Consider the following 23507-nt stretch of genomic DNA (forward strand, 5'->3'; position numbering starts at 1 on the left):
TCGCCGGGCGGCGCCCGGGTGCGGCCCGTACTATTGACGGATGACCATCGAGCCTTCCGCAGAGTCCGTGCCCGTTCCGAGCATCGACCCCGGCGACCTCGAGACCGCGCTGCGAGTGCTCGCCTCCCTCGCCGCGCTCGACCAGGAGGACCCGGACTTCGTCACCGTGCGCCAGGCGACGGCCAAGATGTTCAAGTCGGTCAAGCAGGTGCGCCGCGGCGAGAAGCGGGCCCTGATCGCCGAGGCCGACCGCGAGGTCATCGCGGCGACCGCGACGGGCGCCCCGACCCGGATCGACGACGAGACGATCGGCGCCCAACTGCGCCTCGGCACCGACCGGGCCTCGGCAGGCGAGCTGCTCGTTCCGCGGGCGTGCTACATCTGCAAGCAGAAGTACACCCTTGTCGACGCGTTCTACCACCAGCTCTGCCCGACCTGCGCAGCGATGAGCCATGAAAAACGCGATGCCCGCACCGACCTGACCGGCAAGCGCGCACTCCTTACCGGGGGCCGCGCGAAGATCGGCATGTACATCGCGCTGCGGCTGCTGCGGGACGGCGCCCACACCACCATCACGACCCGATTCCCCCGCGACGCCGTGCGCCGCTTCACGGCGATGCCGGACTCCGGCGACTGGCTGCACCGGCTCAGGGTCGTCGGCATCGACCTGCGCGACCCCGCCCAGGTGATCGGCCTCGCCGACTCCGTCGCGGCAGCAGGCCCCCTCGACATCCTGATCAACAACGCCGCTCAGACCGTGCGCCGCTCCCCCGGTTCGTACTCCATGCTCGTCGAAGCCGAATCCTCCCCGCTGCCGGCGGATTCCGTTCCCGAGATCGTCACCTTCGGCCACACCAACGACGCCCACCCGAGCGCCCTCGCCGCCTCCGTCACGAGCCACCCGATCCTCGCCGCGGCGACCGTCTCTGCGACAACGGCCCTCACCGCGGACGACCTGACCGCGCTCGCCCTCGCACCCGGGTCGTCCTCGCTCGCCCGGCATGCCGCAGGCACCGCGATCGACGCGGGCGGCCTCGTGCCCGACCTGCACTCCGTGAACAGCTGGACCGCCAACGTGGAGGACGTAGACCCGCTCGAGATGCTCGAGGTGCAGGCTCTGCAACACCACGGCGCCGTTCCTGCTCGTGAGCCGCTTGCGGGCCTCGCTCGCGGCATCCGCTGCCCGGCGCACCTACATCGTGAACGTGTCGGCGATGGAGGGCGTCTTCGGCCGCGGCTACAAGGGGCCGGGCCACCCGCACACGAACATGGCCAAGGCCGCGCTCAACATGCTCACCCGCACGAGCGCGAAGGAGATGCTCGACGACGGCATCCTGATGACGAGCGTCGACACCGGCTGGATCACCGACGAGCGACCGCACCCGACGAAGCTGCGCCTGGCTGAGGAGGGCTTCCACGCCCCGCTCGACCTCGTCGACGGCGCGGCGCGGGTCTACGACCCGATCGTGCGCGGCGAAGCAGGCGAGGACCTCTACGGCGTCTTCCTCAAGGACTACAAGCCCGCCGCCTGGTAACCCCCCTCCCCCCAACCAATTCGACGGAGTTTTTGGGTTTTCGGCACGTAGGAGCGCGATTTAAGCGCTTTCCGGTCAAAAACTCCGTCGAATTGGTTCAGGGCGCGACGGATGCCGCGGCACGTCAGTCCGCCGGAGTCCAGACGTAGGGGGTCGCCGTTGTGACGGCCTCGAAGCCGAGGCGCAGCAGGATCGGCAGGCTGTCGTCCGAGGCGTCGACCTGGAGGTAGGGCACGCCGCGGCGGGCGGCGAGCCTGCGCGCGGGCCGCGACGAGGGCCCGGTAGATGCCCCTACCCCGCCACTCGGAGAGGGTCGAGCCACCCCAGAGCCCGGCGAAGTCTGTGCCGGGCTGGAATTCCAGGCGGGCGGAGGAGACGAGGCGGTCCCCCGCCTCGACGACGATGATCACGACGTCGTCGCCCGCCTCGCCGACGCTCGATTCGAGGTCGTCGGCGAGCCAGGAGTGGTCTTCGCCCCACACTTCGGTCTGCAGCGCGGCGATCCGCTCGAAGTCTGATCGTGAGGTGACCCGGCGCAGGATGATACCATCCGGAACGGTCGGGGCGGATGCGAGCGGCCCGGTGAGCCCGATCACGACCGTCTCGCGCTCCTCAGCGACAAAGCCAGCGGCACCGAGCCGTTCGGCCAGGTCGGTGGGCAGGTCGTGGCTGCGGGTCTTCCACTCGACGGCCTCGCCTCGGGCGGCGAAGAAGTCACGGTGGCGGCGGATCAGCGCGTCGAGGTCCGCGCCGCGCACGCCCACGTCCGGCGCCGTCTCGACAAAGCCGCGGGTGCGGCCGACGACCCGCAGAACCGGCCCCTCGAGCTCGTAGACGGGCGAAACAGGCGGCTGAGCGGGCACCCACAGGCGGAGCCTGGGCGTCGTAGGCGGCGAGGAGGGCGGCAGGCGATGCGACGGCGGATGTCATTGCCGTCAGCCTAGGACGCGGCGGGATCGACGGCATCCGCTGCGCTGGTCGCTTCGGTCGCCGTTCACGCCCCCGGGGTTTCGGCGAGCGCGGCGTGCCGGGCGAGCCCCTCGCGGAGGCCGAGGCGCACGGCCGGCCACTCGGCAGCGATGATCGAGAACACCACGGTGTCGCGCACGGCGCCCTCCGGCCCGACGGAGTGGCTGCGGAGCACGCCGTCCTGTTTCGCACCGAGCGCGGCGATCGCGGCGCGGGACTGCCGGTTGTGCCAGTGCGTGCGGAACTCCACCGCGATGCAGTCGAGCTCCTCGAAGGCGTACCCGAGCAGCAGCAGTTTCGCCTCCCGGTTGGCTCCGGTGCCCTGGGCACCCTTCCCGAGCCAGGTCGAGCCGATCTCGAGCCGCTGCTGGTCGGGGCTCGGGTGCATGAATGTCGTCATGCCGACCATCGCCCCCGTCGAGGCCGAACGGATGCCCCACGGCATCATCTGCCCGGACGCGGCAAGCGCGAGGCGCCGGTCGATCTCGGTGGCCATGACCTCCGGTCGCGGGACCGCCGTGTACCAGGTGCGCCACAGCTCGCCGTCAGCGACCGCGATGCTCAGCTCGGCGGCATGCCCCGGATCGAGCGGCTCGAGCGTGACGCGGGTTCCGGCGAGGGTGGGCGCTGCGGCGAATTCCATGCCTCGACCCTATTGGATCGACTTCTGCTGCCAAATGCCGACTGGCGGTTGTCGCACCGACCGTGCCGCCGAGGATCGGTAGGCTTAAAGAGACGTGCGACCGGCGCCAGAAGCGCCGGTCGAGACTGAGATGGAGAAAACGTTGCCAGGAGAGAACCTCACCCGGATCGAAGCCCAGGAGCGCGCAGCGCTCGTCACTGTGCAGAAGTACGCGATCAGCCTTGACCTCACGACGGGTCCCGAAACCTTCGCGAGCACCACGACGGTCACCTTCACCGCGACCCCGGGCGCCTCGACGTTCATCGACGCGATCACGCGCACGGTGCACGCGGTGACCCTCAACGGAGTCGACCTCGACCCGGCGATCGTCAGTGACGGCATCCGCATTCAGCTCGATGGTCTCGCCGCAGAGAACACGCTCACTGTCGTCGCCGACGCCGAGTACACCAACACCGGTGAAGGCCTGCACCGTTTCGTCGACCCGGTCGACAACGAGGTCTACCTTTACAGCCAGTTCGAGGTTCCGGACTCCCGCCGCGTCTTCGCCGTCTTCGAGCAGCCCGACCTCAAGGCCGCGTTCCAGTTCACCGTGACGGCGCCCGGCGAATGGGAGGTCGTCTCCAACTCGGCGACGCCAGAGCCCACGGATGCCGGCAACGGCGCGAAGACCTGGGCCTTCGAACCCACCCACACGATCTCGAGCTACATCACGGCACTCATCGCCGGTCCGTACGCGGTCATCCGCAGCGAGCTCACCTCGAGCGACGGCCGGATCATCCCCCTCGGCCTGTTCAGCCGTAAGAGCCTCTCCCAGTTCCTCGACGCCGACTACCTCTTCGAGAAGACCCGCCAGGGCTTCGCGTACTTCGAGGAGAAGTTCAATTATTCCTACCCCTTCGACAAGTACGACCAGCTCTTCGTGCCGGAGTTCAACGCTGGCGCGATGGAGAACGCCGGCGCGGTCACCTTCACCGAGACCTACGTCTTCCGGTCCAAGGTCACGGACGCCATCAAGGAACGCCGCGTCGTCACGGTGCTGCACGAGCTCGCGCACATGTGGTTCGGCGACCTCGTCACGATGAAGTGGTGGAACGACCTCTGGCTCAACGAGTCCTTCGCCGAGTGGGCCTCGACCATCGCCACCGCCGAAGCGACCGAGTGGACGGAAGCCTGGACCACCTTCGCCGTGATGGAGAAGAGCTGGGCATACAAGCAGGACCAGCTGCCCTCGACCCACCCCGTCGTGGCGACGATCACCGACTTCGACGACGTGCTCGTCAACTTCGACGGCATCACCTACGCCAAGGGCGGCTCCGTCCTCAAGCAGCTCGTCGCCTGGGTCGGCCGGGACGAGTTCTTCGCCGGCGTCGCCTCCTACTTCGCCAAGCACCAGTGGGGCAACACCGAGCTGAACGACCTCCTCGTCGAGCTTGAGGCATCCAGCGGGCGCGACCTGTCCGGCTGGGCCGCGAAGTGGCTCGAGACCGCGGGGGTCAACACCCTCCGCCCCGAGATCACCGTGGACGCCGCCGGGGTCATCACCGGCTTCTCCGTGCTGCAGAGCGCGACCGTCGACTACCCGACGATCCGCCCGCACCGCCTCGCGATCGGGTTCTACGACCTCGTCGACGGGCAGCTCGTGCGCAGCCACCGGGTCGAGATCGACGTCGACGGCGAGAAGACGGATGTCGCGGAGCTCGTCGGCCGTGCCCGACCGGCCCTCGTTCTCCTCAACGACGACGACCTCGCCTATGCGAAGATCCGGCTCGACCCGGCCTCGCAGGAGGTGGCCCTCGAGAACCTCGCCGCGATCGAGAGCCCGCTGGCCCGCGCCATCGTGTGGGGTGCGATCTGGGACGCGACCCGCGACGCCGAGACGGGCGCCCGCGACTTCGTGAGCCTCGTTCTCGGCAACATCGCGAGCGAGACAGAGTCGACCACCCTCCGCACCGTGCTCGGCCAGCTCGTGCTCGCCGCGAACTACTACGTCGCTCCGGAGTTCCAGGCCTCGACGCTGACCGAGGTCGGCGACGCGCTCTGGTCCCTCGCCCAGCATGCCGAGCCCGGCAGTGACGCACAGTTCCAGTTCGTGAAGTTCTTCGCGTCCGTCGCCGCGACCGACAGCCAGCTCGCGAGCGTCGCAGCGCTCCGCAGCGGCACGGTCCCGCTCGAGGGCCTCGAGATCGACACCGACCTCGCCTGGGAGCTGCTCATCGCCCTCGCCGCCGGCGGCAAGGTCGACGGCGCGGAGATCGACGCGGCGCATGCCGCTGACAACACCGCGACCGGCGCCCAGTCGGCCGCGCAGGCCCGTGCGGCCCTCCCGACCCCGGAGGCCAAGCAGGCCGCCTGGGATTCCCTGATCGAGACGGATACGGCACCGAACACGATCGTGCGCGTCACCGCGGCCGGGTTCCTGCGCGCGAACGACACGAGCCTGCTCGAGCCGTTCGTCGACACCTACTTCGCGATGCTGCAGCCGATCTGGGTCTCCCGCAGCTTCTCGATCGCGGAGAAGCTCATCATCGGCCTCTACCCGTCCCCGCTCGCCAACCAGGCGCTTGTCGAGGCGACTCTCACGTGGCTCGAGACGAACCCCGAGCCGGTCGCGCTGCGTCGCCTCGTGATCGAGAACCTCGCGGGAGTGGAACGCTCCCTCGCCGCCCAGGCGCGCGACGCCGAGTAGCCACCGGCGGCATCCGCACACCGAACGACCCCGCACCGAAAGGTGCGGGGTCGTTCGTCTGTTGGTGGCGCGCTCAGGGTTCGCCCGGGCGGCTCTCGGTAGACTCGAAAGCGCTATGAACTGGGAAAACCTCTGGACTGAAATCGTCAAATACTTCTCGGTCACACTCCCCCGCAACTATTGGGAGTACTGGGGGTCCTCGTCGTCGCTTTCGCGGCGCACTGGATCCTCCAGTTCGTGATCCGCCGCGTCGTGATCCAGATCGTCACGGGTGTCAAACGCACCCAGAAGGTCGACGACACCCGGGCACTCAACGTGTCCCCTGTCGCCGCCGTGCGCGTCGTGCAGCGCACCCGCACGCTCGGCTCGGTGCTCACCAACATCGTCAACGTCCTCGTCGTGATCATTGCGGGCTTGATGATTCTCCAGGTGCTGGCCCCCGACATCCTCGGCTCGTTCGCCCTGCTCACGGCCGCGATCGGCGCCGGCCTCGGCTTCGGTGCCCAGAACATCGTCAAGGACATCCTGAACGGACTGTTCATGGTTATGGAGGACCAACTCGGCGTTGGCGACATCGTCGACACCGGGTTCGCCTCCGGCGTCGTGGAGACGGTCGGCATCCGCATCACCCAGATCCGCGATGTGAACGGCACGCTCTGGTTCGTGCGCAACGGCGAGATCCTCCGGGTCGGCAACATGTCGCAGGGCTGGGCACGCGTCATCATCGACCTGCCGATCCCGTACAGCTCGGATGTCGAGGCCGTGCAGTCGGAGTTGCTCCGGGTCGCGACGGCGCTCGCCTCGAGCCGCAAGTGGCGGTCGATCATCCTCGAGAAGCCGGAGATCTGGGGCCTCGAGTCGATCTCCGCAGAGGCCCTGGTCACCCGGCTCGCCGTGAAGGTGCGCGTGTCGGCGAAGTGGGACTTCGCCCGCGACCTGCGCCTGCACCTCAAGCTCGCCCTCGACAGCCTCGGTGTCTCGCTCACGCCGCTCAACAGCGTCGTGATGACCGGATCTGACGACGGCTCGGATGCCACGCCGCCGACGAATCCCGTCGACATCGCCGCCGTCGCCGCCGCCGCGGAGCCCGATCCGCTGCCACACATCACCGTCGTTCCGGCCAAGAAGGCCCGGACCCCGCGCGGGCCCCGCAAGGCCAAGTCCGCGGCTCAGCACGACGTTCCCGTCGAGGACGCCGCTCCCGGCGCGACGGCGCAGGACGCGGCTCCGCGGACGCCCGCACCCCGCGCTCCGCGAGCCCAGAAGGCCGCCGCCAGCCCTACCACGGCAGAGACCCCAATCGCTCCCGTCACTCCGACAGCCCAGGGCACACCCAAGGCCCCAGCCGCACCGAAGGCCCAGGCAGCACCGGCTGCTCCGACGCCGGACGCCGCCCACCCGAGCCCGCCGACTCCTGAAACCGCACCGACCCCCGAGGGATCCCATGACGACTGACCCCGCCCAGCCACCGGCATCCGCCCCGGCCCCGACCCCGGTCGACCCGGCACTGCCCGCCCGGGTGTTGCTGCGCAACGGAGAGAACGGCGCGGCGATCGGCGCCTCGTTCTACGAGCAGGTCGGCGGGCGACCCTTCTTCGAGAGGCTCGTCACCGAGTTCTACCGAGGCGTCGCGGGTGACCCAGTGCTGAAGCCGATGTACCCGGAGGACGACCTCGGCCCGGCGGCCGAGCGCCTCACGGGTTTCCTCGAGCAGTACTGGGGCGGCCCGGGCACCTACAGCGAACAGCGCGGACACCCGCGGCTGCGCCAGCGGCACCAGCCGTTCAAGGTCAACCCGGACGCCCGCGACCGCTGGCTGCTGCACATGCGTGCCGCGGTCGACTCCTGCGAGCTGCCCGAGCCTGCAGCGCACCGTGCTCTGGGACTACCTCGAGCGCGCGGCACACGCCATGCTCAACACCTTCGACGACTGACCGCGGCCTCTCCCCTTGGTACTCCCCTGGTATCCACGGCCGACGGTGTTCCGTCGACGCCCACTCGGGTTCAGTCGGGTCCTAGCGGGCGTCCGAAGTGGGTCCCTCACGTGGCGGGGGCCAACTCAGGAGATTTGTGTGCGGCGGTGTCCAGCGGAGCGGAATCTCGGGGCTGTTCACGCGCATCCGCCGGTTCTTCCTGAGTTAGCCCCCACTCACCGGGAATGACGGGGTGGGCGGGTGACCGGGATCGCTACGGCGCACTCTCTCTCGGGGGTCTCTCCTCAACAGAAACCTGATCAGGGGATGTTTCCACAAAACTGAGCCTGGCTCAAGGGATGTCGGTGGTCGGTCGTAACTTTGAGGCATGACCACTCTCCCGGAGTCGCCCACTTCGCCCGATCAGCCGCACGGCGGTGCGTCTCCCCGTGCCTCCGCCACTGTGCTGGTGCCGGATGCTGTCGCGGCCCTGGGCAGGTCGTCAGCTGACTACGACGCGCTCAGCGACGAGCAGGTTCTCGCCGGCCAAGCGTTGATCGCAGATTCCCGGCGGGCGCTGGAGACGTGTGCCGCGTGGATGGCGGCGACCCTCGCCCGGCGGTCGCGTCCCGAGCTCGGCGGAAAGGGGCTTGCGGCCCGGAAGGGGTTCCGGCCCGGAAGGGGTTCCGGAACCCGGAGGACTTGCTGCAGTCCATCTCCGGGTCGAGCAAGGGCGACGCCGTCAAGCTCCTCGGGGTGGGACGGCTGCTGGCCGAGACCGATGCCGCTGAGAGGGCCGCCCGGGAGGCCGCAGACGTGCAGAAGCGGCTCGAAGGAACCCCGCCCCTCGACGGCCCCGACGGGGCCGACGGACCGCCACCCCGCGACGGGACAGTGCCGAACCTGCCGCCGGTGGTGCCACCGGCCGCGGTGCCGCCGTGGCACGCCCCAATCGGCCGGGCCCTCGCCGAGGGCTGGCTGAGCGTTGAGAAGGCCGATGCGCTCCGGAAAGGCCTGGGCGACCTGGACCGGGCGATCACCCCGGAGAAACTCGCCAGCGCCCTCGCCCGGCTCCTCGCCGAAGCACGAACCCTCAACGCGGACCAGCTCTTCAAGCGGGCCCGCCGGGTGCGGGACGTACTCGATGAGGCCGGCATCGCCGCCCGCGAGAAAGCCGCCTACGACGACCGGTCGTTGCGGTTCTGGCGCCTCTCCACCGGCCAGGTACGCATGGTCGGCCTGTTCGCCCCGGAAGACGGCGAATACCTGATGAGCACCTACGACGCCATCACGAGCCCCCGCCGGGGCGGGGTCCGGTTCGTCGACAAGGAGCAGGCCGCCTGGGCGAAGCGGGTGCAGGACGACCCGCGCACGACCGAACAACTCACCGCGGACGCGTTCCTCGCCCTGACCAAACTCGGCGTCAAGGCCGACCCCAAGCGCATCGCCGGCGGCCGCAGCCCCGCCGTCCGCATGGTCACCATCCGCCCCACGAGCACCACACCCGCCGGTACTTCACCAAGCGGGGCCGTATCGACCGGTATGGCACCCACCGGGACCGCACCAACCGGGACCGCATCGGCCGGGACTACTCAGGTCCGCACCGCGTCTATCGGGGCCGCAGCCGGTGGGACGGAACCGGGCGGGTCGACTCCCGCCGCCGCGGATGAGCTCGCATCCCATGCCGGGGCGAACCGCGCGACAGAGACGCCCGCACTCCAGCCCGGCGTCATCGAGGGGACAGCGGTCACCGTCTCCACCGAAACCCTGGAACGCAACCTCTGCGACAGCGGGATCCTCGACGTGACCTTCGACGACCACGGCAGCGGCATCGACCTCGGCCGCGAACAACGCACCTTCAGCCACGATCAACGAGCCGCCCTCGCCATCCGAGACGGCGGCTGCATGTGGCCCGGCTGCGACCGACCACCCTCCTGGACCGAAACCCACCACATCCAGCACTGGAAAGACGACACCGGCGAAACCAACCTCGACGACGGGATCCTGCTCTGCCGGGCCGACCACCTGCGGCTCCACAACGAACACTGGCGCATCACCCGCGACGACACCGGCCGATACTGGCTCACCCCACCACCCGGACTCGACCCCCGACAGCAACCCATCCTCCTCACCAGCAAAAACGCGCTCACCGGCTGGAGTGAATCCGGGGAACCGCACAGCTAGCATGGGATCCAGCATCGCGTGAAGCGACGCCCCGCGGGCCCGATAAGCATTCGACTCCCGCTGCCCTTCTGACACTGGAGTCACGATGAGCACGGTTCCCCCGCACACGACCGGACCCCGAGCGACATCCCCGCGTGGCGGTCCGAGCGAGGCCGATGTGATCGTGGTCGGGGCCGGCCTCGCCGGGCTCGTCGCGACGGCTGAGCTCGTCGCTGCAGGAAAACGGGTCATCCTGCTCGATCAGGAGCCGCCCGCTTCCCTCGGCGGCCAGGCCTGGTGGTCGTTCGGCGGCCTGTTCCTTATCGACTCGCCTGAGCAGCGCAGGCTCGGGGTGCACGACTCCGCAGGCCTCGCCAGGCAGGACTGGTTCGGCACCGCGGGCTTCGACCGTGACGAGGACCTCTGGCCGAGCCGCTGGGCGGAGGCCTACCTGGACTTCGCGGCCGGCGAGAAGCGCGCCTGGCTGCACTCCCGCGGCATCCGCTTCTTCCCGGTCGTCGGTTGGGCCGAGCGCGGCGGCACGACGGCCCTGGGACCCGGCAACTCCGTGCCCCGGTTCCACATCGTCTGGGGCACCGGTCCGGCGATCCTCGCCCCGTTCATCGAGCGCGTGCGGGAAGGCGTGCGGTCCGGCCTCGTCACGGCGCTCCACCGCCGCAGGGTCGACGAGCTCCTCACCCGGGACGGCGCCGTGGTCGGCGTGCGCGGCAGCATCCTCGCCCCGAGCGACGCGCCCCGAGGCGCACCCAGCTCGCGCGAGGTCGTCGGCGACTTCGAACTGCGGGCTTCCGCCGTCATCGTGACGAGCGGCGGCATCGGCGGCAATCCCTCACACGTCCGCGCCCAATGGCCGGCCCGGCTCGGTACGGCGCCACGAGAGCTGCTGTCCGGCGTGCCCGCACACGTCGACGGACGGATGCTCGGCATCAGCGAGCGGGCCGGCGCCCGGCTGATCAACGGGGACCGGATGTGGCACTACCCGGAGGGCATCGCAAACTGGGACCCGGTCTGGGCGGCGCACGGAATCCGGATCCTGCCCGGTCCGTCCTCGCTCTGGCTCGACGCGACGGGGACTCGGCTGCCCGCGCCCCTGTTCCCCGGCTTCGACACGCTCGGGTCGCTCGAACACATCCTGCGCACCGGCCACGAACACAGCTGGTTCGTCCTGACCCAGAAGATCATCGAGAAGGAGTTCGCACTCTCCGGCTCCGAACAGAACCCCGACCTGACCGGCAAGAACCTGGCCCTCTTGGCCAAACGGGTTTCGAAGGGTGCTCCGGGCCCGGTCGAGGCATTCAAGAAGCACGGTGCCGATTTCGTCGTCGCCGACACCCTGCCGGACCTGCTCGCGGGCATGCGCCGGCTCTCCCCCGATGCTCCCCTCGACCTCGCCCAGGTCGAGCGCGAGATCCGCGCCCGCGACCGGGAACTCGACAACGCTTTCACCAAGGATGCCCAGATCACAGCGATCCGCCAGGCCCGGCACTACCGCGGCGACCGCCTGATCCGCGTCGCGAGCCCGCACCGCCTGCTCGACCCACACGCGGGCCCGCTGATCGCGGTCAAGCTGCACATCCTGACCCGGAAGAGTCTCGGCGGCATCGAGACGGACCTCTCCGCCCGCGCCCTCGGCCCGGACGGTGCGCCCGTGCCTGGCCTCTATGCCGCCGGCGAAGCGAGCGGCTTCGGCGGCGGCGGCATGCACGGCTACCGGGCGCTCGAGGGAACGTTCCTCGGCGGATGCCTGTTCTCCGGACGCATCGCGGGTCGCGCCGCCGCCGCCGCCGCCGCCGCGGTCTGACCCCCGGCCGCACCGGTAACGGCGCGCGGCGCGTCTCGCGGCGCGCGGTGCGTCTCGCGGCGCGCGGTGGAAGCGACGCCGCGAGACGAAAGACACGCCACGAACACGACAACGCGCAACGGCCACGCCGAGGCGCAGCATCCGTCTCGGGGCGCGGCCGCGCGCTCGCGGCGCGTCTCGCGGCGCGCGCTCGATGCACCGCCGCGAGACGTAGCCGACGCCGCGAGCGCGCGCCCGGCGGCTGCCTAGTTCAGGACGCTCGTCAAAGCCCCGACCGGCTCGAGCACCGGCTCAAGCACGGCCGCGATCGCGGCAGCGGTGTCGCGACCCATCCGGATCGCCCCATCGACGTGCTGGTAGCCCTTGCCGGCCAGGTCGCTGCAGGAGAAGTGGATCGGCCCGACAGGGGTGCGCAGGTCCGCGCCGTAGCGGGCGAGGCCACCGAGGTCGAAACTCGCGGCGTATGCTCCGCGGGTCCATTCCTCGTTGCCCCAGTCGCTTTCGTAGTAGACCGCCGGCGAGAGCGCCTTGTCCCCGAAGTAGTGCGAGAGCGAGAGCAGGATGCGCGCCCGGCGCTCCTCCGCGGGGAGCCGGAAGACGGCATCCGCTGCCTCATCGGAGACGAAGCCGACGAGGGTGCCGCGGTCGTCGCCAAAGTTGGTGTTGTCGTAGGCCTCGTGCACGAGCTCGTATGGACTGAACGCGGTGCCGGAGAGGCCGTCCTCGCGCCAGAACGGGGTCTCGTAGACCGCGTGGACCTTGATCACGAGGCCCATCGACAGGTGCTGGTGCAGCTGGTGCTGGCGGCGGGGCAGGGCGGGTTCGAAGGAGATCCGGCTGAGCAGTGTCGGTGGAAGCGCGAGGATCGCCCGGCGGGCGTGCACCTCAAGTCCGTCGGTGACCGCGACGACACCCTCGTCGTCCCAGCGCAGGGTGCGCACCGGCTGGCCGAGGTGTACGTCGTCTCCGAGCTGCTCCGCGAGCAGCAGCGGGACCTGCTGGAGGCCGCCGACGACGCGTTCGTCGAGGATGAAGTCGGCGTCGACGAGGTTGCTGAAACTGCCGGCACTCGCGGCCATCAGCAGGGCCTGCAGGGCGGAGAAGGCGTGCGCGGGCTTGGTCAGCATGGCGCCGGCGATGAACATCGCGACGTTGTCGCGGGCTTCCTGGTCCTCCGTCTGGGTTTCAAGCCACCCGGCGAAGGAGATCCGGTCGAGTTCCGCGGCCCGGGGGTGCGCCCACGGCCGGTCGGGGTCTACCTCGGCGACGAGCTCGTCGAGGGCGGCGATGAGGGCGACGATCTCGGCCTGGGTTTCCGGGGAGACCGGGAAGATCTCGCCCTCGAAGCGGGTGCGTACCCCGGAGTCGTTGATGTAGACGTTCTCTCCGGCGCGGTACCGGGAGTAGGTCTGGAGACCGAGCTCGGCGAGGGTCTCCTTGAGCGCGTGCTGGTCCGGCGACACCCACTGGCCGCCGATTTCGAGCGTCGCTCCTTCGATGTCGTCGGTCCACAGTCGGCCGCCGACCCGTTCGCGGGCTTCGAGCACAGCGACGGTCAGGCCGGCCCGGCGCAGCGACGTCGCTGCGGTCAGTCCGGATGCCCCTGCGCCGATGATGACGATGTCGCGGTCGATTCTGGTTGTCATGAAAACTCCTCTATACGTGGGTGCTGCGAGGTCGTTCGAAGATCGTGCGGGTCGTTCATGACGCGGGGATGAGGGTGTATTTCGGGGACAGGTACTCGTGGATTCCCTCGAGGCCACCCTCCCGGCCGAGCCCGGACTGCTTGACGCCGCCGAACGGCGCGGCGGCGTTGGACACGAGTCCCGTGTTGAGTCCCATCATGCCCGTATCGAGCCCGGCGATCATCCGCTGGCCGCGGGCGATGTTCTCGGTGAAGACGTAGCTGATCAGCCCGTACTCGGTGTCGTTGGCGAGGCGGATCGCCTCGTCCTCGTCGGCGAAGGTGATGATTCCGACGACAGGTCCGAAGATCTCCTGGCGGAGGAGGTCACTGTCCGCGGCCACATCGGTGAGGACGGTGGGAGCGTAGAACGAGCCCGGCCCTTCCGGGCGGAACCCACCGGTGAGGAGGGTCGCTCCGCGGTCGAGCGCGTCGCGGACCAGGTTCTCGGTGTTGGCGACGGCCGCCTCGTTGACAAGCGGGCCGATCGTCACGTCCGCCTCGGTGCCTCGGCCGATGCGGAGGGCTTCGACCCGGAGAACGAGGCGGCGCGCGAATTCGGCCGCGACGGACTCGTGGACGATGAAGCGGTTCGCGGCCGTGCAGGCCTGCCCGATGTTGCGGAACTTGGCGAGCATGGCGCCGTCGACGGCCCGGTCCAGGTCCGCGTCCTCGAAGACGAGGAAGGGCGCGTTGCCGCCGAGCTCCATGGAGGTGCGGAGCACTCCCTCGGCGGCCTGACGAAGCAGCGCCCGGCCAACTCCCGTCGACCCGGTGAAGCTGAGCTTCCGGAGCCGCGGGTCTGCGATCAGAGGTGCGGCGACCGCGGCGGAGTCCGAGGTCGTGATCACGTTGACGACTCCGGCGGGAACGCCCGCGTCCTCGAGCAGCTGGGCGAAGAGGAGCGTGGTGAGGGGGGTGAGTTCGGCGGGCTTGATCACGACGGTGCACCCTGCGGCGAGCGCGGGGGCGATCTTGCGGGTCGCCATCGCGAGCGGGAAGTTCCACGGGGTGATCAGGAGGCAGGGGCCGACCGGGCGCTGGGAGACCACCATCTGGCCGGTGCCCTCCGGCGTCTGTCCGTAGCGTCCGCCGACCCGGACTGCCTCCTCGCTGAACCAGCGCAGGAATTCCCCGCCGTAGCCGACCTCCGCGCGAGCCTCGGCGAGCGGCTTGCCCATTTCAATTGTCATGAGCAGGGCGAAGTCCTCCCGGCGTTCCTGCAGCAGGTCGAACGCGCGACGGAGGATCTCGGCCCGCACCCGGGGTGCGGTCGCCGCCCAGGCGGGACCGGCGGCGACCGCGGCGTCGAGGGCACGGCCGCCGTCGGCGACGCCCGCGTTGGCGATCCGCTTGAGCTCGTGCCCGGTGGCCGGGTCGGTCACGATGATCGGCTCCCCCGTGCCGGGCTGCCAGGCACCGTCGACGTAGAGACCGTCGGGGACCCGGGCGAGGAGTTCGGTCTCCCGCTCGGTGCCCGTGCTGGTGTTCTCGCGGGAGGCGGGGCTCAGGGGTCGGTTCTCGGTGGTGAGACTGGTCACGGGTGTTCTCTTTCGGTCACGGAGCAGGTGCGGCAGACGATGGGAAGCGAACGGGTGTCAGGGGTAAAGTCCGCGGAGGAGGTGCGCCTCGGCGACGCGTTCGACGGCGAGGACCGTCGCTGCTGCCCGCAGGGAGAGGTCCCGGGAGGCGGCGGTTTCGACGACCTGCTGCCAGGCGGCGAGCATCCGCTCTTCGAGTTTCTGTTCGACCTCTGCGGCGTTCCACCAGTAGGCCTGGTTGCCCTGCACCCACTCGAAGTAGGAGACGAGCACCCCGCCCGCGTTCGCCAGGATGTCGGGGACCACGAGTTGTCCGTTCGCGGCGAAGATCCGGTCGGCGGCCGGGGAGGTCGGGCCGTTCGCGCCCTCGACGATCACGCGTGCCGTCACGCGGGAAGCGTTCCCGGCGTGCAGGACACCTTCGACCGCTGCGGGGACCAGCAGGTCGACGTCGAGCTCGAGCAGGGCGTCGCCGTCGAGCGGGTCCGCACCGGCGAAGCCGACGACCCGCCCGGTCGCCGCGACGTGCGCGTCGAGCCCGGCGAAGTCGATGCCGCGCTCGTTGTAGACGGCGCCGTACTGGTCGCTGACCGCGATCACCCGCACCCCCGCGTCAGCGAGGAAAATGGCGGCGTCATGGCCGACCTTGCCGAACCCCTGTACGGCCGCTGTCGCGCCGTACGGGGTGATCCGGCGGTGCCGGAGGGCGGCGAGGGCGACGTGGGTCACGCCGCGGCTGGTCGCGCTCGCCCGGCCGTGCGAGCCGCCGAGGCTGATCGGCTTGCCGGTGACGATCCCGGGAACGGTGTACCCGACGTTGACGGAGTAGGTGTCCATCATCCAGGCCATGGTGCGCTCGTCGGTGCCGATGTCGGGGGCCGGGATGTCCTTCTCCGGGCCGATGATCGGCAGGATCTCGCTCGTGTACCTGCGGGTGACGCGCTCGAGCCTCCGGGAGGGAGAATTCGCGCGGGTCGATCGTGACGCCACCCTTGGCACCGCCGTACGGAACGTCGAGGAGGGCGCATTTCCAGGTCATCCACATCGCGAGGGCGCGCACCTCGTCGAGGGTCACGTGCGGGCTGTAGCGCAGGCCGCCCTTGGCCGGGCCGCGGGAGAAGTTGTGCTGCACCCGGTAGCCCGTGAACAGGCGGGTGCTGCCGTCGTCCCGGCGCAGCGGCACGGCGACGGTGAGCTCGCGGCGCGGGGTCGCGAGCAGCGCGTGCAGGCCGTCAGGGTAGCCGAGCAGGGCCACGGCATCGCTGAGTCTGCGACCGGGCGTCGACGAGCGGGGTGGCGGCTGGTGTGGCGGGGCGGATGCCGGCGACCGCGCCGGTCGGCACGGCCGGCCGGGCCTCGAGCAGGCTCATGCGTTCGCCAATGCGCGTGCGACGACCTGGAGTCCCTCGACGAGGAGCTCATCCGAAATGCTGAGCGGCGGCAGGAACCGGATCACGTTCCCGTAGGTTCCGCAGGTGAGGACGATGACGCCCTGCGCGTGGACGGCTGCCGCGACACGGGAGGTGAGGGCGGCATCCGGTTCGCCTGTCGCCGAGTCGACGAGTTCGATCGCGATCATCGCGCCGCGGCCCCGGACGTCTCCGACGCGCTTGTCGAAGGCACGGATGGCGTTCAGCCGGCCGGTGAGGATCGTGCCGATCTCGCGGGCGCGCTCGACGAGGTTCTCACTCTCGTAGGTGTCGAGGGCGGCGAGGGCCGCAGCGCAGGCGAGCGGGTTGCCACCGTAGGTGCCGCCGATGCCGCCGACCTGCGGGGCGTCCATGATCTCGGCGCGGCCGGTGACCGCGGAGAGCGGGAGGCCGCCGGCGATGCCCTTGGCCATCACGATCAGGTCGGGCACGATGCCCTCGTGGTCGCACGCGAACATCGCGCCCGTGCGGGCGAAGCCGGTCTGGACCTCGTCGGCGATGAAGACGACCCCGTTGCTGCGGCACCAGGTCAGGAGGGTCTGCAGGAAGCCCGCGGCCGGGACGATGAAACCGCCCTCGCCCTGGATCGGTTCGATGATGAGCGCGGCGAGGTTCTCGGCGCCGATCTGCTTCTCCATCTGGGAGATGGCGCGCTTCGCGGCGACGACGCCGTCGAGTCCGCCGTCACGCAGCGGGTAGGACATGGGCGCCCGGTAGACCTCGGCGGCGAACGGGCCGAAACCGTTCTTGTACGGCTGGTTCTTCGCGGTGAGGCTCATGGTCAGCGTGGTGCGGCCGTGGTAGGCGTGATCGAAGGCGACGACGGCCTGCCGTCCGGTGTAGTGCCTGGCGATCTTGACGGCGTTCTCGACGGCTTCGGCACCGGAGTTGAACAGGGCGGTGCGCTTGGCGTGGTCGCCGGGGGTGATCCGGTTGAGCGCCTCGGCGACCTCGATGTAGGAATCGTACGGGGCGACCGTGAAGCAGGTGTGGGTGAACTGGGCGAGCTGGGCGGCGACGGCCTCGACGACGCGGGGCGCGCTGTTTCCGACGCCGGTCACGGCGATGCCGCTGCCGAGGTCGATCAGGGAGTTGCCGTCCACGTCGACGAGCACTCCTCCGCCGGCAGCGACGATGTAGACGGGCAAGGTCACTCCGACGCCCGCGGAGACCGCGGCGGTCTTTCGGGCCTGCAGCGCCTGCGACTTCGGGCCGGGGATGCTGGTGACGAGGCGGCGTTCCTGAGGGAGGGACGGGCCGCCGACCGGAATGGAGGTGGGCGGGGATGCGACGATTGTCATGGCTGCTCCAGTTCGGGACCGAGGTGCATCGACTGTGCGGCGTCGATGTCAGGTGTCATGGTAGGCAGACCGTCGACCGCGGCGCGCTCGCCGCACTGTACAGATTGCCTGGCAACTTTCGACACGTTGTACACTCGGCGCATGTCCCCGATCACCGCACCGCCCCCACTTCCCGGACTGCGCCGCCTGCTCGGCCAGCCGGACCTGCGGCTGCGCCTCCTCACCCCCGAGGCCGGCCTGCCGCCGCACGCCCTCGACCAACCCGTCGAATGGGTGCACAGGCTCCGACCTCGCCGACCCGACTCCGTTCCTGTCCGCACACCAGGTGCTGCTGACGACCGGGCGCCAGTTTGCGGAAGTCCTCACGGACGCGTTCTACTTCGACTACGTGACCCGGCTGCGCGACCGCGGCATCGTCTGCCTGGGCTTCGGCACGGAAGTCCTCCGCTCCGGCACCCCAGACGCCCTCGTCGCGGCCTGTCAGTCCCGCGGACTCCCGCTCGTCGAAGTGCCGTACGAGACGCCGTTCATCGCCGTCGCCCGGGCGGCGGGCGACCTCGTCGCCGAACTCCGCTATGCCAGGAACACCTGGGCGCTCAGCGCCCAGAGGGCGATCGCGCTTGCGGCGCTCCGCCCGGACGGGCTCAGCGCGACCCTCAGCGAACTGTCCCGGCAGCTCGGCCACTGGGTCGCACTCTTCGACATGAGCGGGTCCCTCGACCGGGTCTTCCCCGGGACACCTTCGCGGGGGCATCCGCTTCACGCGGCTCCCTCGACCGGGCGCAGCGCGAAGCGGCCCAGCTGATCCGGCGCGGGCAGCGGGCCAGCACCTCCATCTCGGCCGGCGGGGAAACGGTCACCCTGCAGACCCTGGGCAGACGCGACCAGTTACGCGGTGTCCTCGCCCACGGGGGGCCCGGCGAGCTCGACCAGGCCAGCCAGGAGGTCGTGACGAGCGTGATCGCGCTGGCCGGGCTCGCGCTCGAGCAGAACAGTGCGCTCGACCGCGCGCGCGGTCTCCTCCGGTCGGGTCTGTTGCACGCCCTGCTCGGCGGCGACATCGACCTCGTGCAGGCGACGTCCGCCGAGATGTGGGGGCCGCTCCCGTTCGAGCCGGTGCGGGTCGCCGTGACCGACCCCGCGCCGGGGCGGCTGGACGCCCTGACCGAGTTCCTCGAGCTCCGGGTCGAGGAGAGCCCCGGTCACCTGTTCTTCGCACGGCAGGGCGGCCTCGTGGTCCTGTGCGTCGACGCGACCGCCGGGCCCCTGCTCGATGAGCTCGTCGGCTTCGGGCTCCACCTCGGCCTCTCCGACCGTGCCCGGTATCGTGAGCTCCCGCACGCCCTCGCCCAGGCCCGCCAGGCCCTGGAACGATCGCACGAGGGTTCGCCCGGCATCGTCGAGTTCGACGTTATCTCCCGGCAGGGCGTTCTCGCCTTCCTCGCCGGCACGGATGCCTCGGAAGTCGGCCGGGCGACCCTCCAGCCGCTCACGGCGCACGACGACGTCCACGGCACCGATCTCGTCCGCACGCTGCGGGTCTGGCTCGAGCACAACGGCCAGTTCGGACCGGCGGCCACGGAACTCGGTGTGCACCGGCACACCGTGCGGGCCCGGGTGAGCCAGGCCGAGACGCTCCTCGGGCGCGACTTCGGCACCTTCCACGCCCGTGCCGACATCTGGGCGGCACTGCTCGCGTCGGGTGATGGCGCCGGATCACCCGCTGAGCACCTCAGTATCTGAGATACCGCCTCACGGGCGGTTCTGTTCCCCTGCACTCCAGTGCGAGGGCCGGACGAATCCCCTGGGCAGGAGGGTGCGGTCGTCGCCGCGGCCGCTCGTGACCTGCATCTGGGTCAGGTAGATAGCGCCCGAGAGGTCTGCTCCGGCCAGGTTCGCATTGCGCAGGTCAACGCCGAGCAGGTCACAGTGCGACAGGCGGGCGCCGCTGAGATCCGCTCCGATCAGGAGGGAGCCACGCAGGCTCAGTCCACGAAGGTCCGCACCGGAGAGTGCCGCACCCATCAGATCGCTGCCCGGTCCGAGCCGGCGCCGAACTCCTCGGTCCCGTCTCGCTCCGGCGACGACCCTGCGCGCGTCCTCGCTCGCCCGGAGGAGCAGCGGGCGCGCGGCCGCGTACTCCGCGTCGACGTCGAGGCTCATGAGCGTGTCCGGCCGCTCGCGACTGAGTGCGCTGACGTGATCGAAGCGCGCCAGCAGTGGCGCCGGGTCACCCGCATCTCCGACGAGTCCGATCGCCTGGTCGAGGTACCAGAGGAGTTCGTGCAGCCGCCGCACGATCGGGAAGGTCGCGAACATGGCGTCCCTGGTGGCCGGGTCGTCCCGCCAGGACCGGCCGGCGAAGGTGTGCTGCGAGACCTTCTGGCCGGCACCGAAGCAGTCGAACACCGTGCAGCCGGCGAATCCCCGGGGGCGCAACTCCGCGTGTACGCGGCACGCGTCGTGTTCGTCGAGGTTCTCGCACGGATCGCCGGCCGCTTTGTCGAACGGGAAGTCGGCCGACCTGGCGAAGGCCAGGGCGACACAGCAGAGTCCGAAGCACCTGGCGCAGTCGGCGCCGAGGTCCTCCCGGCGCCCGAGCTCGACCCTGGTTCGTTCCCTCATCGCGTTCATCGTAGTTCATGCTCCCGTCGGGACCCCGGCGGACGCGTACTCCGGTCAGGCGCGCAGGGACCAGGGCTTGCGGCGCACGAGGATGTGGCCGCGGCTCGTGCTGAGCCGGGTCCACGGCCCGGTCTCGAAGAGACGCACCGGTTCGTCCTTCGGCAGGAAGCCGAGACTCACCGCCGCGAATGCCGCTCCGGCCGGAACAATCTCGAGTCCGGCGATCGGGCGGCCCCACACCTCGGAACGGACCCGCTGCACGACCTGCGCACCCGAGTCCCGCGGCACGGTGCCGGCGACCTCGTCGATACCGGCGGCCGCGGCGCCCGTGAGGAGCGCGGCATCCGTCTCGCCGAGCAGTTTCCAGCCGCCCCGCGGCGGAGAGATGCCGGCCCAGGTCACCGTCGTGACCTCGAGGGGAACGGTCACGGCGACCGGTGCCTCGGGGTCGCCGCCCGCGGCAGCGAGGCGGGCGACCCGGTCGAGGAGGGAACGCACCGGCACGACCGCGTCGAGGTCGACGGGTTCGTCGAGGCCGAAGGTGCGCAGGCCGAGCACGGTCGGGCTCCCGTCGAGGAGGCCGCGCGGGTAGAGGATCGCGGAATACACCGCGAGCGCCCCGGCGGCCGAAATCAGGCGCACCGAACCGTCCTCGACACGGCTGGCGCGCGACAGGTAGACCTGCAGATCGCTGAGGGCAAAGGAATCCGTGAGAATAAATGACTGGCTCATCTGCTCCTAAACTACCAAGGTACGGCGAGGCTCATACCGACTTCGCACACACTGCCGAGGAGGACGCATGGACATGCCGATGGAAGGTCTCTTGAACGCCCTCGACCTGACCGATACCGGGGCCCGCACGAGCGAAGACATCTTCACCGGCCCGTCGCAGTGGATGCCCCTCGGCCGGGTGTTCGGCGGACAGGTCCTCGCGCAGTCCCTCGTCGCCGCGATGCGCACCGTGCCCGACGACCGCCACGTCCACTCGATGCACGGCTACTTCCTGCGTCCCGGCGACGTCAGCCAGCCGATCACGTTCTCCGTTGACCGGATCCACGACGGCCGCTCCTTCTCCACCCGGCGCACGCAGGCCTACCAGAACGGCAGCCCGATCCTCTCGATGATCGCCTCCTTCCAGGACGACGACGAGGGCCTCGAACACCACATCGACATGCCGACCGGGCTGCCGGAGCCGGAGTCATTGCCGACGGCCGCCGAGTCCCTCGCCCAGGTCGACCACACGATCGCCCGCTACTGGGCGAGCGAACGCCCCTTCGACATGCGGCACGTTCCCTCGCCGATCTACCTGCAGGTCAAGGGTGAGCACACCAGCCACCAGGCCGTCTGGATGAAGACCCTCGGCGCGCTCCCCGACGACCCCGACCTGCACCGCGCCGCCCTCGCGTACGCGAGCGACTACTCGATCATGGAGCCCGTCATGCGCCGCCACGGCATCGCCTGGGCGACGCCGGGCCTCAAGGTCGCGAGCCTCGACCACGCGATGTGGTTCCACCGCTTCGGACGCGTCGACGAATGGATGCTCTACGTCCAGGACTCCCCCACCGCCCAGGGCGGACGCGGCCTCTCCACCGGCAGCATCTACAGCCGGGCAGGCCTCCTCCTCGCGACCGTCGCCCAGGAGGGCATGGTCCGGGTTCCCGCCAACAAGGAATAGGGGCGGTTACTGCGCCGACTCCAGCCCCGGCTCGGCCGCGAGCAGAACGATGCCCCTGGGCTGCAAACGGATGTCCACCGACGAGATCTCGTCCGCGGCCAGTTTCGTGGTGCCCGAGAGAGGGACGGTCATCCCCGGGCCCGCGAGCCAGCTCGCGACCTGCGTCGCCTCCCCGTTCCGGTCCGTGACGAACATCGCGTACGCCCGCTCCGCCGCTGTGCCGTTACCCGTGCTACTGCCGGTGCCGGATTCGGGCAGGCCGTAGCTGCACGAGCCGTCGATCCGGGTACCGCCGGGCTGAGCGACCAGGCGGACATCCGCGCTCAGCGGGTTGGGGACCACCTGGTGCAGCGTGACGAGCGCGCCGGCTGGTTCCGTCACTCCTGCCGGGGCGAGCCGGGCCGGCAGCACGATCGCCACCGTCGCCGCGACGGCCGCCACGGCGACCAGGAGCCCGGCCTGCAGCATTCGCCCGCGCCGGCGGCGCCGTCGCGCAGCAGCGAGCAGCCGCGGCAGGCTGTCGTCGCCGGAAGGTGAGGCGGCGGACTCCGGGGATTCCGTGGACCCAGGGCGGCCCGGCGCGACAAACGCATGGTCTTCGGACTCGAGCACCTGGGCCGTCGGGACGAGGCCGAGGAGCCCGGGAATCCCGGCAATCTCGGCGACCCGCTGGGTGCAGTCCGCGCAGTTGCGCAGGTGGCGTTCGTAGTCGTGGCGTTCCTCGGTCGCGAGCGCGCCGAGCACGTATGCGGCATCCCACTCGGCGTAGCGGTCGCGCTCGCTGCCCGCGGCGCCGGGTCCTGTCGTCGTCATCGCTCTGTCACTCCCCTTTCGGTGAGGCTCAGGCGCATGGCGCGCAGGGCGTAGTGCAGGCGCGATTTCACGGTGCCTTCAGGGATATCGAGGGAGCGCGCCGTCTCGGCGACCGACTGGCCGCGGTAGTAGGCGCAGACGACGACGGCCCGGTGGTCGGCGGAGAGGCCCTCGAGGGCATCCGCCACGAGCCACGAGTCCAGAAGCGCTGCCGTCGCGTCATTCGTCAGGCGTTCGGGGAGAACGTCGGTGCTGATCTCGTGGCGGTTCCTGGCCGAGCGCCATTCGTCGATGACGAGGTGGCGGGCGACGGTGAAGAGCCAGGCGCGCGCGGAGTCGGCTTCTTCGAGCACCCGGGGCAGTCGCCAGGCGCGCAACAGCGTCTCCTGCACGACGTCGTCGGCGAGGGCGGAATCCCCGGTCAACCGGGACACATACCGACGGAGGGCCGCGGCGTGCGTGTCGTGCAGGGCGCGCAGCAGGTCGGCACGCGCGTCAACGGGCCGTTCCCCGCCTCCGGCTTTCTCCGTCACCGCGCACCTCCTATCGTTAACACGGGCTCGCGGCGCCGTTCGTTCAGTTTCCGTCGAAGTCCGTCGAAGTCCGACGAGGTTGGCCGGGTTTCATTGACCGGCTTTGAACCGATGACCGGCCGGTCTCGTAGTAACTAGTAGCACCCTAACGAGTAGCGCCCGCTTTCGAACGAG

General features: G+C 70.2%; 17 protein-coding genes and 3 pseudogenes. 9 read left to right on the forward strand and 11 right to left on the reverse strand.

All coding sequences use genetic code 11. The features are described from left to right. The first annotated feature begins 40 nt into the window (after positions 1-40). Positions 41-1535, forward strand: a pseudogene (locus tag KIV56_RS03665) (SDR family NAD(P)-dependent oxidoreductase). Here KIV56_RS03665 and KIV56_RS03670 read toward each other — a convergent pair. Together KIV56_RS03670 and KIV56_RS03675 are read right to left on the reverse strand one after the other, a co-directional pair. Next, positions 1514-2398, reverse strand: coding sequence for a GNAT family N-acetyltransferase (locus KIV56_RS03670; protein WP_281535188.1), 885 nt, complete (start codon positions 2396-2398; stop codon positions 1514-1516). The pseudogene KIV56_RS03665 and the gene KIV56_RS03670 sit on opposite strands and share 22 nt — an antisense overlap. 131 nt (positions 2399-2529) lie before the next feature. Further along, complete coding sequence (locus KIV56_RS03675; RefSeq protein WP_281535189.1) at positions 2530-3147, reverse strand: GNAT family N-acetyltransferase; 618 nt, start codon at positions 3145-3147, stop codon at positions 2530-2532. A 142-nt stretch (positions 3148-3289) separates the two neighbouring features. On the opposite strand from KIV56_RS03675, the gene pepN reads away from it, so the two are divergent. The 5 genes and pseudogenes from pepN to KIV56_RS03700 all read left to right on the forward strand — a co-directional run bounded on the left by pepN (position 3290) and on the right by KIV56_RS03700 (position 11731). Further along, complete coding sequence (pepN, locus tag KIV56_RS03680; RefSeq protein WP_281536055.1) at positions 3290-5833, forward strand: aminopeptidase N; 2544 nt, start codon at positions 3290-3292, stop codon at positions 5831-5833. Positions 5834-6013: 180 nt separating this feature from the next. Continuing rightward, a complete protein-coding gene (locus KIV56_RS03685) occupies positions 6014-7288 on the forward strand; it encodes a mechanosensitive ion channel domain-containing protein (RefSeq protein WP_281535190.1) in 1275 nt (424 codons plus the stop codon). Further along, positions 7278-7767: pseudogene (locus tag KIV56_RS03690) on the forward strand (globin). Before KIV56_RS03685 ends, KIV56_RS03690 begins: the two are co-directional and overlap by 11 nt. Positions 7768-8448: 681 nt before the next feature. Beyond that, positions 8449-9930, forward strand: a complete 1482-nt coding sequence (locus tag KIV56_RS03695) for an HNH endonuclease signature motif containing protein (protein ID WP_281535191.1) — start codon at positions 8449-8451, stop codon at positions 9928-9930. 85 nt (positions 9931-10015) lie between these two features. Further along, positions 10016-11731, forward strand: a complete 1716-nt coding sequence (locus KIV56_RS03700) for an FAD-binding dehydrogenase (RefSeq protein ID WP_281535192.1) — start codon at positions 10016-10018, stop codon at positions 11729-11731. Between the two features lie 245 nt (positions 11732-11976). On the opposite strand, the gene KIV56_RS03705 is transcribed toward KIV56_RS03700, so the two are convergent. The 5 genes and pseudogenes from KIV56_RS03705 to gabT form a co-directional block, all read right to left on the reverse strand. Further along, positions 11977-13377, reverse strand: coding sequence for a flavin monoamine oxidase family protein (locus KIV56_RS03705; RefSeq protein ID WP_281535193.1), 1401 nt, complete (start codon positions 13375-13377; stop codon positions 11977-11979). Positions 13378-13432: 55 nt separating this feature from the next. Beyond that, positions 13433-14926, reverse strand: coding sequence for an NAD-dependent succinate-semialdehyde dehydrogenase (locus KIV56_RS03710; RefSeq protein ID WP_281536056.1), 1494 nt, complete (start codon positions 14924-14926; stop codon positions 13433-13435). An 87-nt stretch (positions 14927-15013) separates the two neighbouring features. Continuing rightward, a pseudogene (locus tag KIV56_RS03715) lies at positions 15014-16211 on the reverse strand (Glu/Leu/Phe/Val family dehydrogenase). Beyond that, complete coding sequence (locus KIV56_RS03720) at positions 16189-16326, reverse strand: hypothetical protein (protein ID WP_281535194.1); 138 nt, start codon at positions 16324-16326, stop codon at positions 16189-16191. Before KIV56_RS03720 ends, KIV56_RS03715 begins: the two are co-directional and overlap by 23 nt. Continuing rightward, entirely contained in the window at positions 16323-17687 is a 1365-nt protein-coding gene (gene gabT / locus KIV56_RS03725) for a 4-aminobutyrate--2-oxoglutarate transaminase (RefSeq protein WP_281535195.1), read from the reverse strand. Before gabT ends, KIV56_RS03720 begins: the two co-directional genes overlap by 4 nt. 325 nt (positions 17688-18012) lie before the next feature. Here gabT and KIV56_RS03730 point away from each other — a divergent pair, with 325 nt between their 5' ends. Both KIV56_RS03730 and KIV56_RS03735 read left to right on the forward strand, forming a co-directional pair. Then, positions 18013-18492 carry a PucR family transcriptional regulator ligand-binding domain-containing protein gene (locus tag KIV56_RS03730; protein ID WP_281535196.1) on the forward strand — a complete coding sequence of 160 codons (480 nt, stop codon included), beginning with the start codon at positions 18013-18015 and terminating at the stop codon, positions 18490-18492. 143 nt (positions 18493-18635) lie between these two features. Continuing rightward, positions 18636-19430, forward strand: a complete 795-nt coding sequence (locus KIV56_RS03735; RefSeq protein ID WP_281535197.1) for a PucR family transcriptional regulator — start codon at positions 18636-18638, stop codon at positions 19428-19430. A gap of 9 nt (positions 19431-19439) precedes the next feature. Here the strand turns inward: KIV56_RS03735 and KIV56_RS03740 are convergent, their stop codons facing one another. Together KIV56_RS03740 and KIV56_RS03745 are read right to left on the reverse strand one after the other, a co-directional pair. Then, a complete protein-coding gene (locus KIV56_RS03740) occupies positions 19440-20312 on the reverse strand; it encodes a pentapeptide repeat-containing protein (RefSeq protein WP_281535198.1) in 873 nt (290 codons plus the stop codon). A 54-nt stretch (positions 20313-20366) separates the two neighbouring features. After that, positions 20367-21044 (reverse strand): hypothetical protein, encoded by a 678-nt coding sequence (locus KIV56_RS03745; protein ID WP_281535199.1) that lies wholly within the window; start codon positions 21042-21044, stop codon positions 20367-20369. A gap of 67 nt (positions 21045-21111) precedes the next feature. Between KIV56_RS03745 and KIV56_RS03750 the strand changes: the two genes are divergently transcribed. Then, on the forward strand, positions 21112-21987 hold the full coding sequence (locus KIV56_RS03750) for an acyl-CoA thioesterase (protein ID WP_281535200.1): 876 nt from the start codon (positions 21112-21114) through the stop codon (positions 21985-21987). Positions 21988-21993: 6 nt separating this feature from the next. Here KIV56_RS03750 and KIV56_RS03755 read toward each other — a convergent pair whose 3' ends face one another. Both KIV56_RS03755 and KIV56_RS03760 read right to left on the reverse strand, forming a co-directional pair. Then, a complete protein-coding gene (locus tag KIV56_RS03755; protein ID WP_281535201.1) occupies positions 21994-22800 on the reverse strand; it encodes an anti-sigma factor family protein in 807 nt (268 codons plus the stop codon). After that, the gene (locus KIV56_RS03760; protein WP_281535202.1) at positions 22797-23333 is read right to left on the reverse strand and encodes a sigma-70 family RNA polymerase sigma factor; all 537 of its coding nucleotides are present in this window, start codon (positions 23331-23333) and stop codon (positions 22797-22799) included. The genes KIV56_RS03755 and KIV56_RS03760 overlap by 4 nt, the downstream gene beginning before the upstream one ends. Between the last annotated feature and the right edge of the window lie 174 nt (positions 23334-23507).

The sequence above is a fragment of the Cryobacterium breve genome, assembly GCF_027594785.1.
GTDB classification, from domain to species: Bacteria; Actinomycetota; Actinomycetes; order Actinomycetales; family Microbacteriaceae; genus Cryobacterium; species Cryobacterium breve_A.

What these genes read in the sequence shown, in the direction of transcription:
- KIV56_RS03705 (WP_281535193.1), bottom strand. Translation starts at nt 13,377, where the DNA reads ATGACAACCAGAATCGACCGCGACATCGTCATCATCGGCGCAGGGGCA.
- KIV56_RS03675 (WP_281535189.1), bottom strand. Translation starts at nt 3,147, where the DNA reads ATGGAATTCGCCGCAGCGCCCACCCTCGCCGGAACCCGCGTCACGCTC.
- KIV56_RS03700 (WP_281535192.1), top strand. Translation starts at nt 10,016, where the DNA reads ATGAGCACGGTTCCCCCGCACACGACCGGACCCCGAGCGACATCCCCG.
- gabT (WP_281535195.1), bottom strand. Translation starts at nt 17,687, where the DNA reads ATGACAATCGTCGCATCCCCGCCCACCTCCATTCCGGTCGGCGGCCCG.
- KIV56_RS03755 (WP_281535201.1), bottom strand. Translation starts at nt 22,800, where the DNA reads ATGACGACGACAGGACCCGGCGCCGCGGGCAGCGAGCGCGACCGCTAC.
- KIV56_RS03720 (WP_281535194.1), bottom strand. Translation starts at nt 16,326, where the DNA reads ATGAGCCTGCTCGAGGCCCGGCCGGCCGTGCCGACCGGCGCGGTCGCC.
- KIV56_RS03745 (WP_281535199.1), bottom strand. Translation starts at nt 21,044, where the DNA reads ATGAGCCAGTCATTTATTCTCACGGATTCCTTTGCCCTCAGCGATCTG.
- KIV56_RS03740 (WP_281535198.1), bottom strand. Translation starts at nt 20,312, where the DNA reads ATGAGGGAACGAACCAGGGTCGAGCTCGGGCGCCGGGAGGACCTCGGC.
- KIV56_RS03750 (WP_281535200.1), top strand. Translation starts at nt 21,112, where the DNA reads ATGGACATGCCGATGGAAGGTCTCTTGAACGCCCTCGACCTGACCGAT.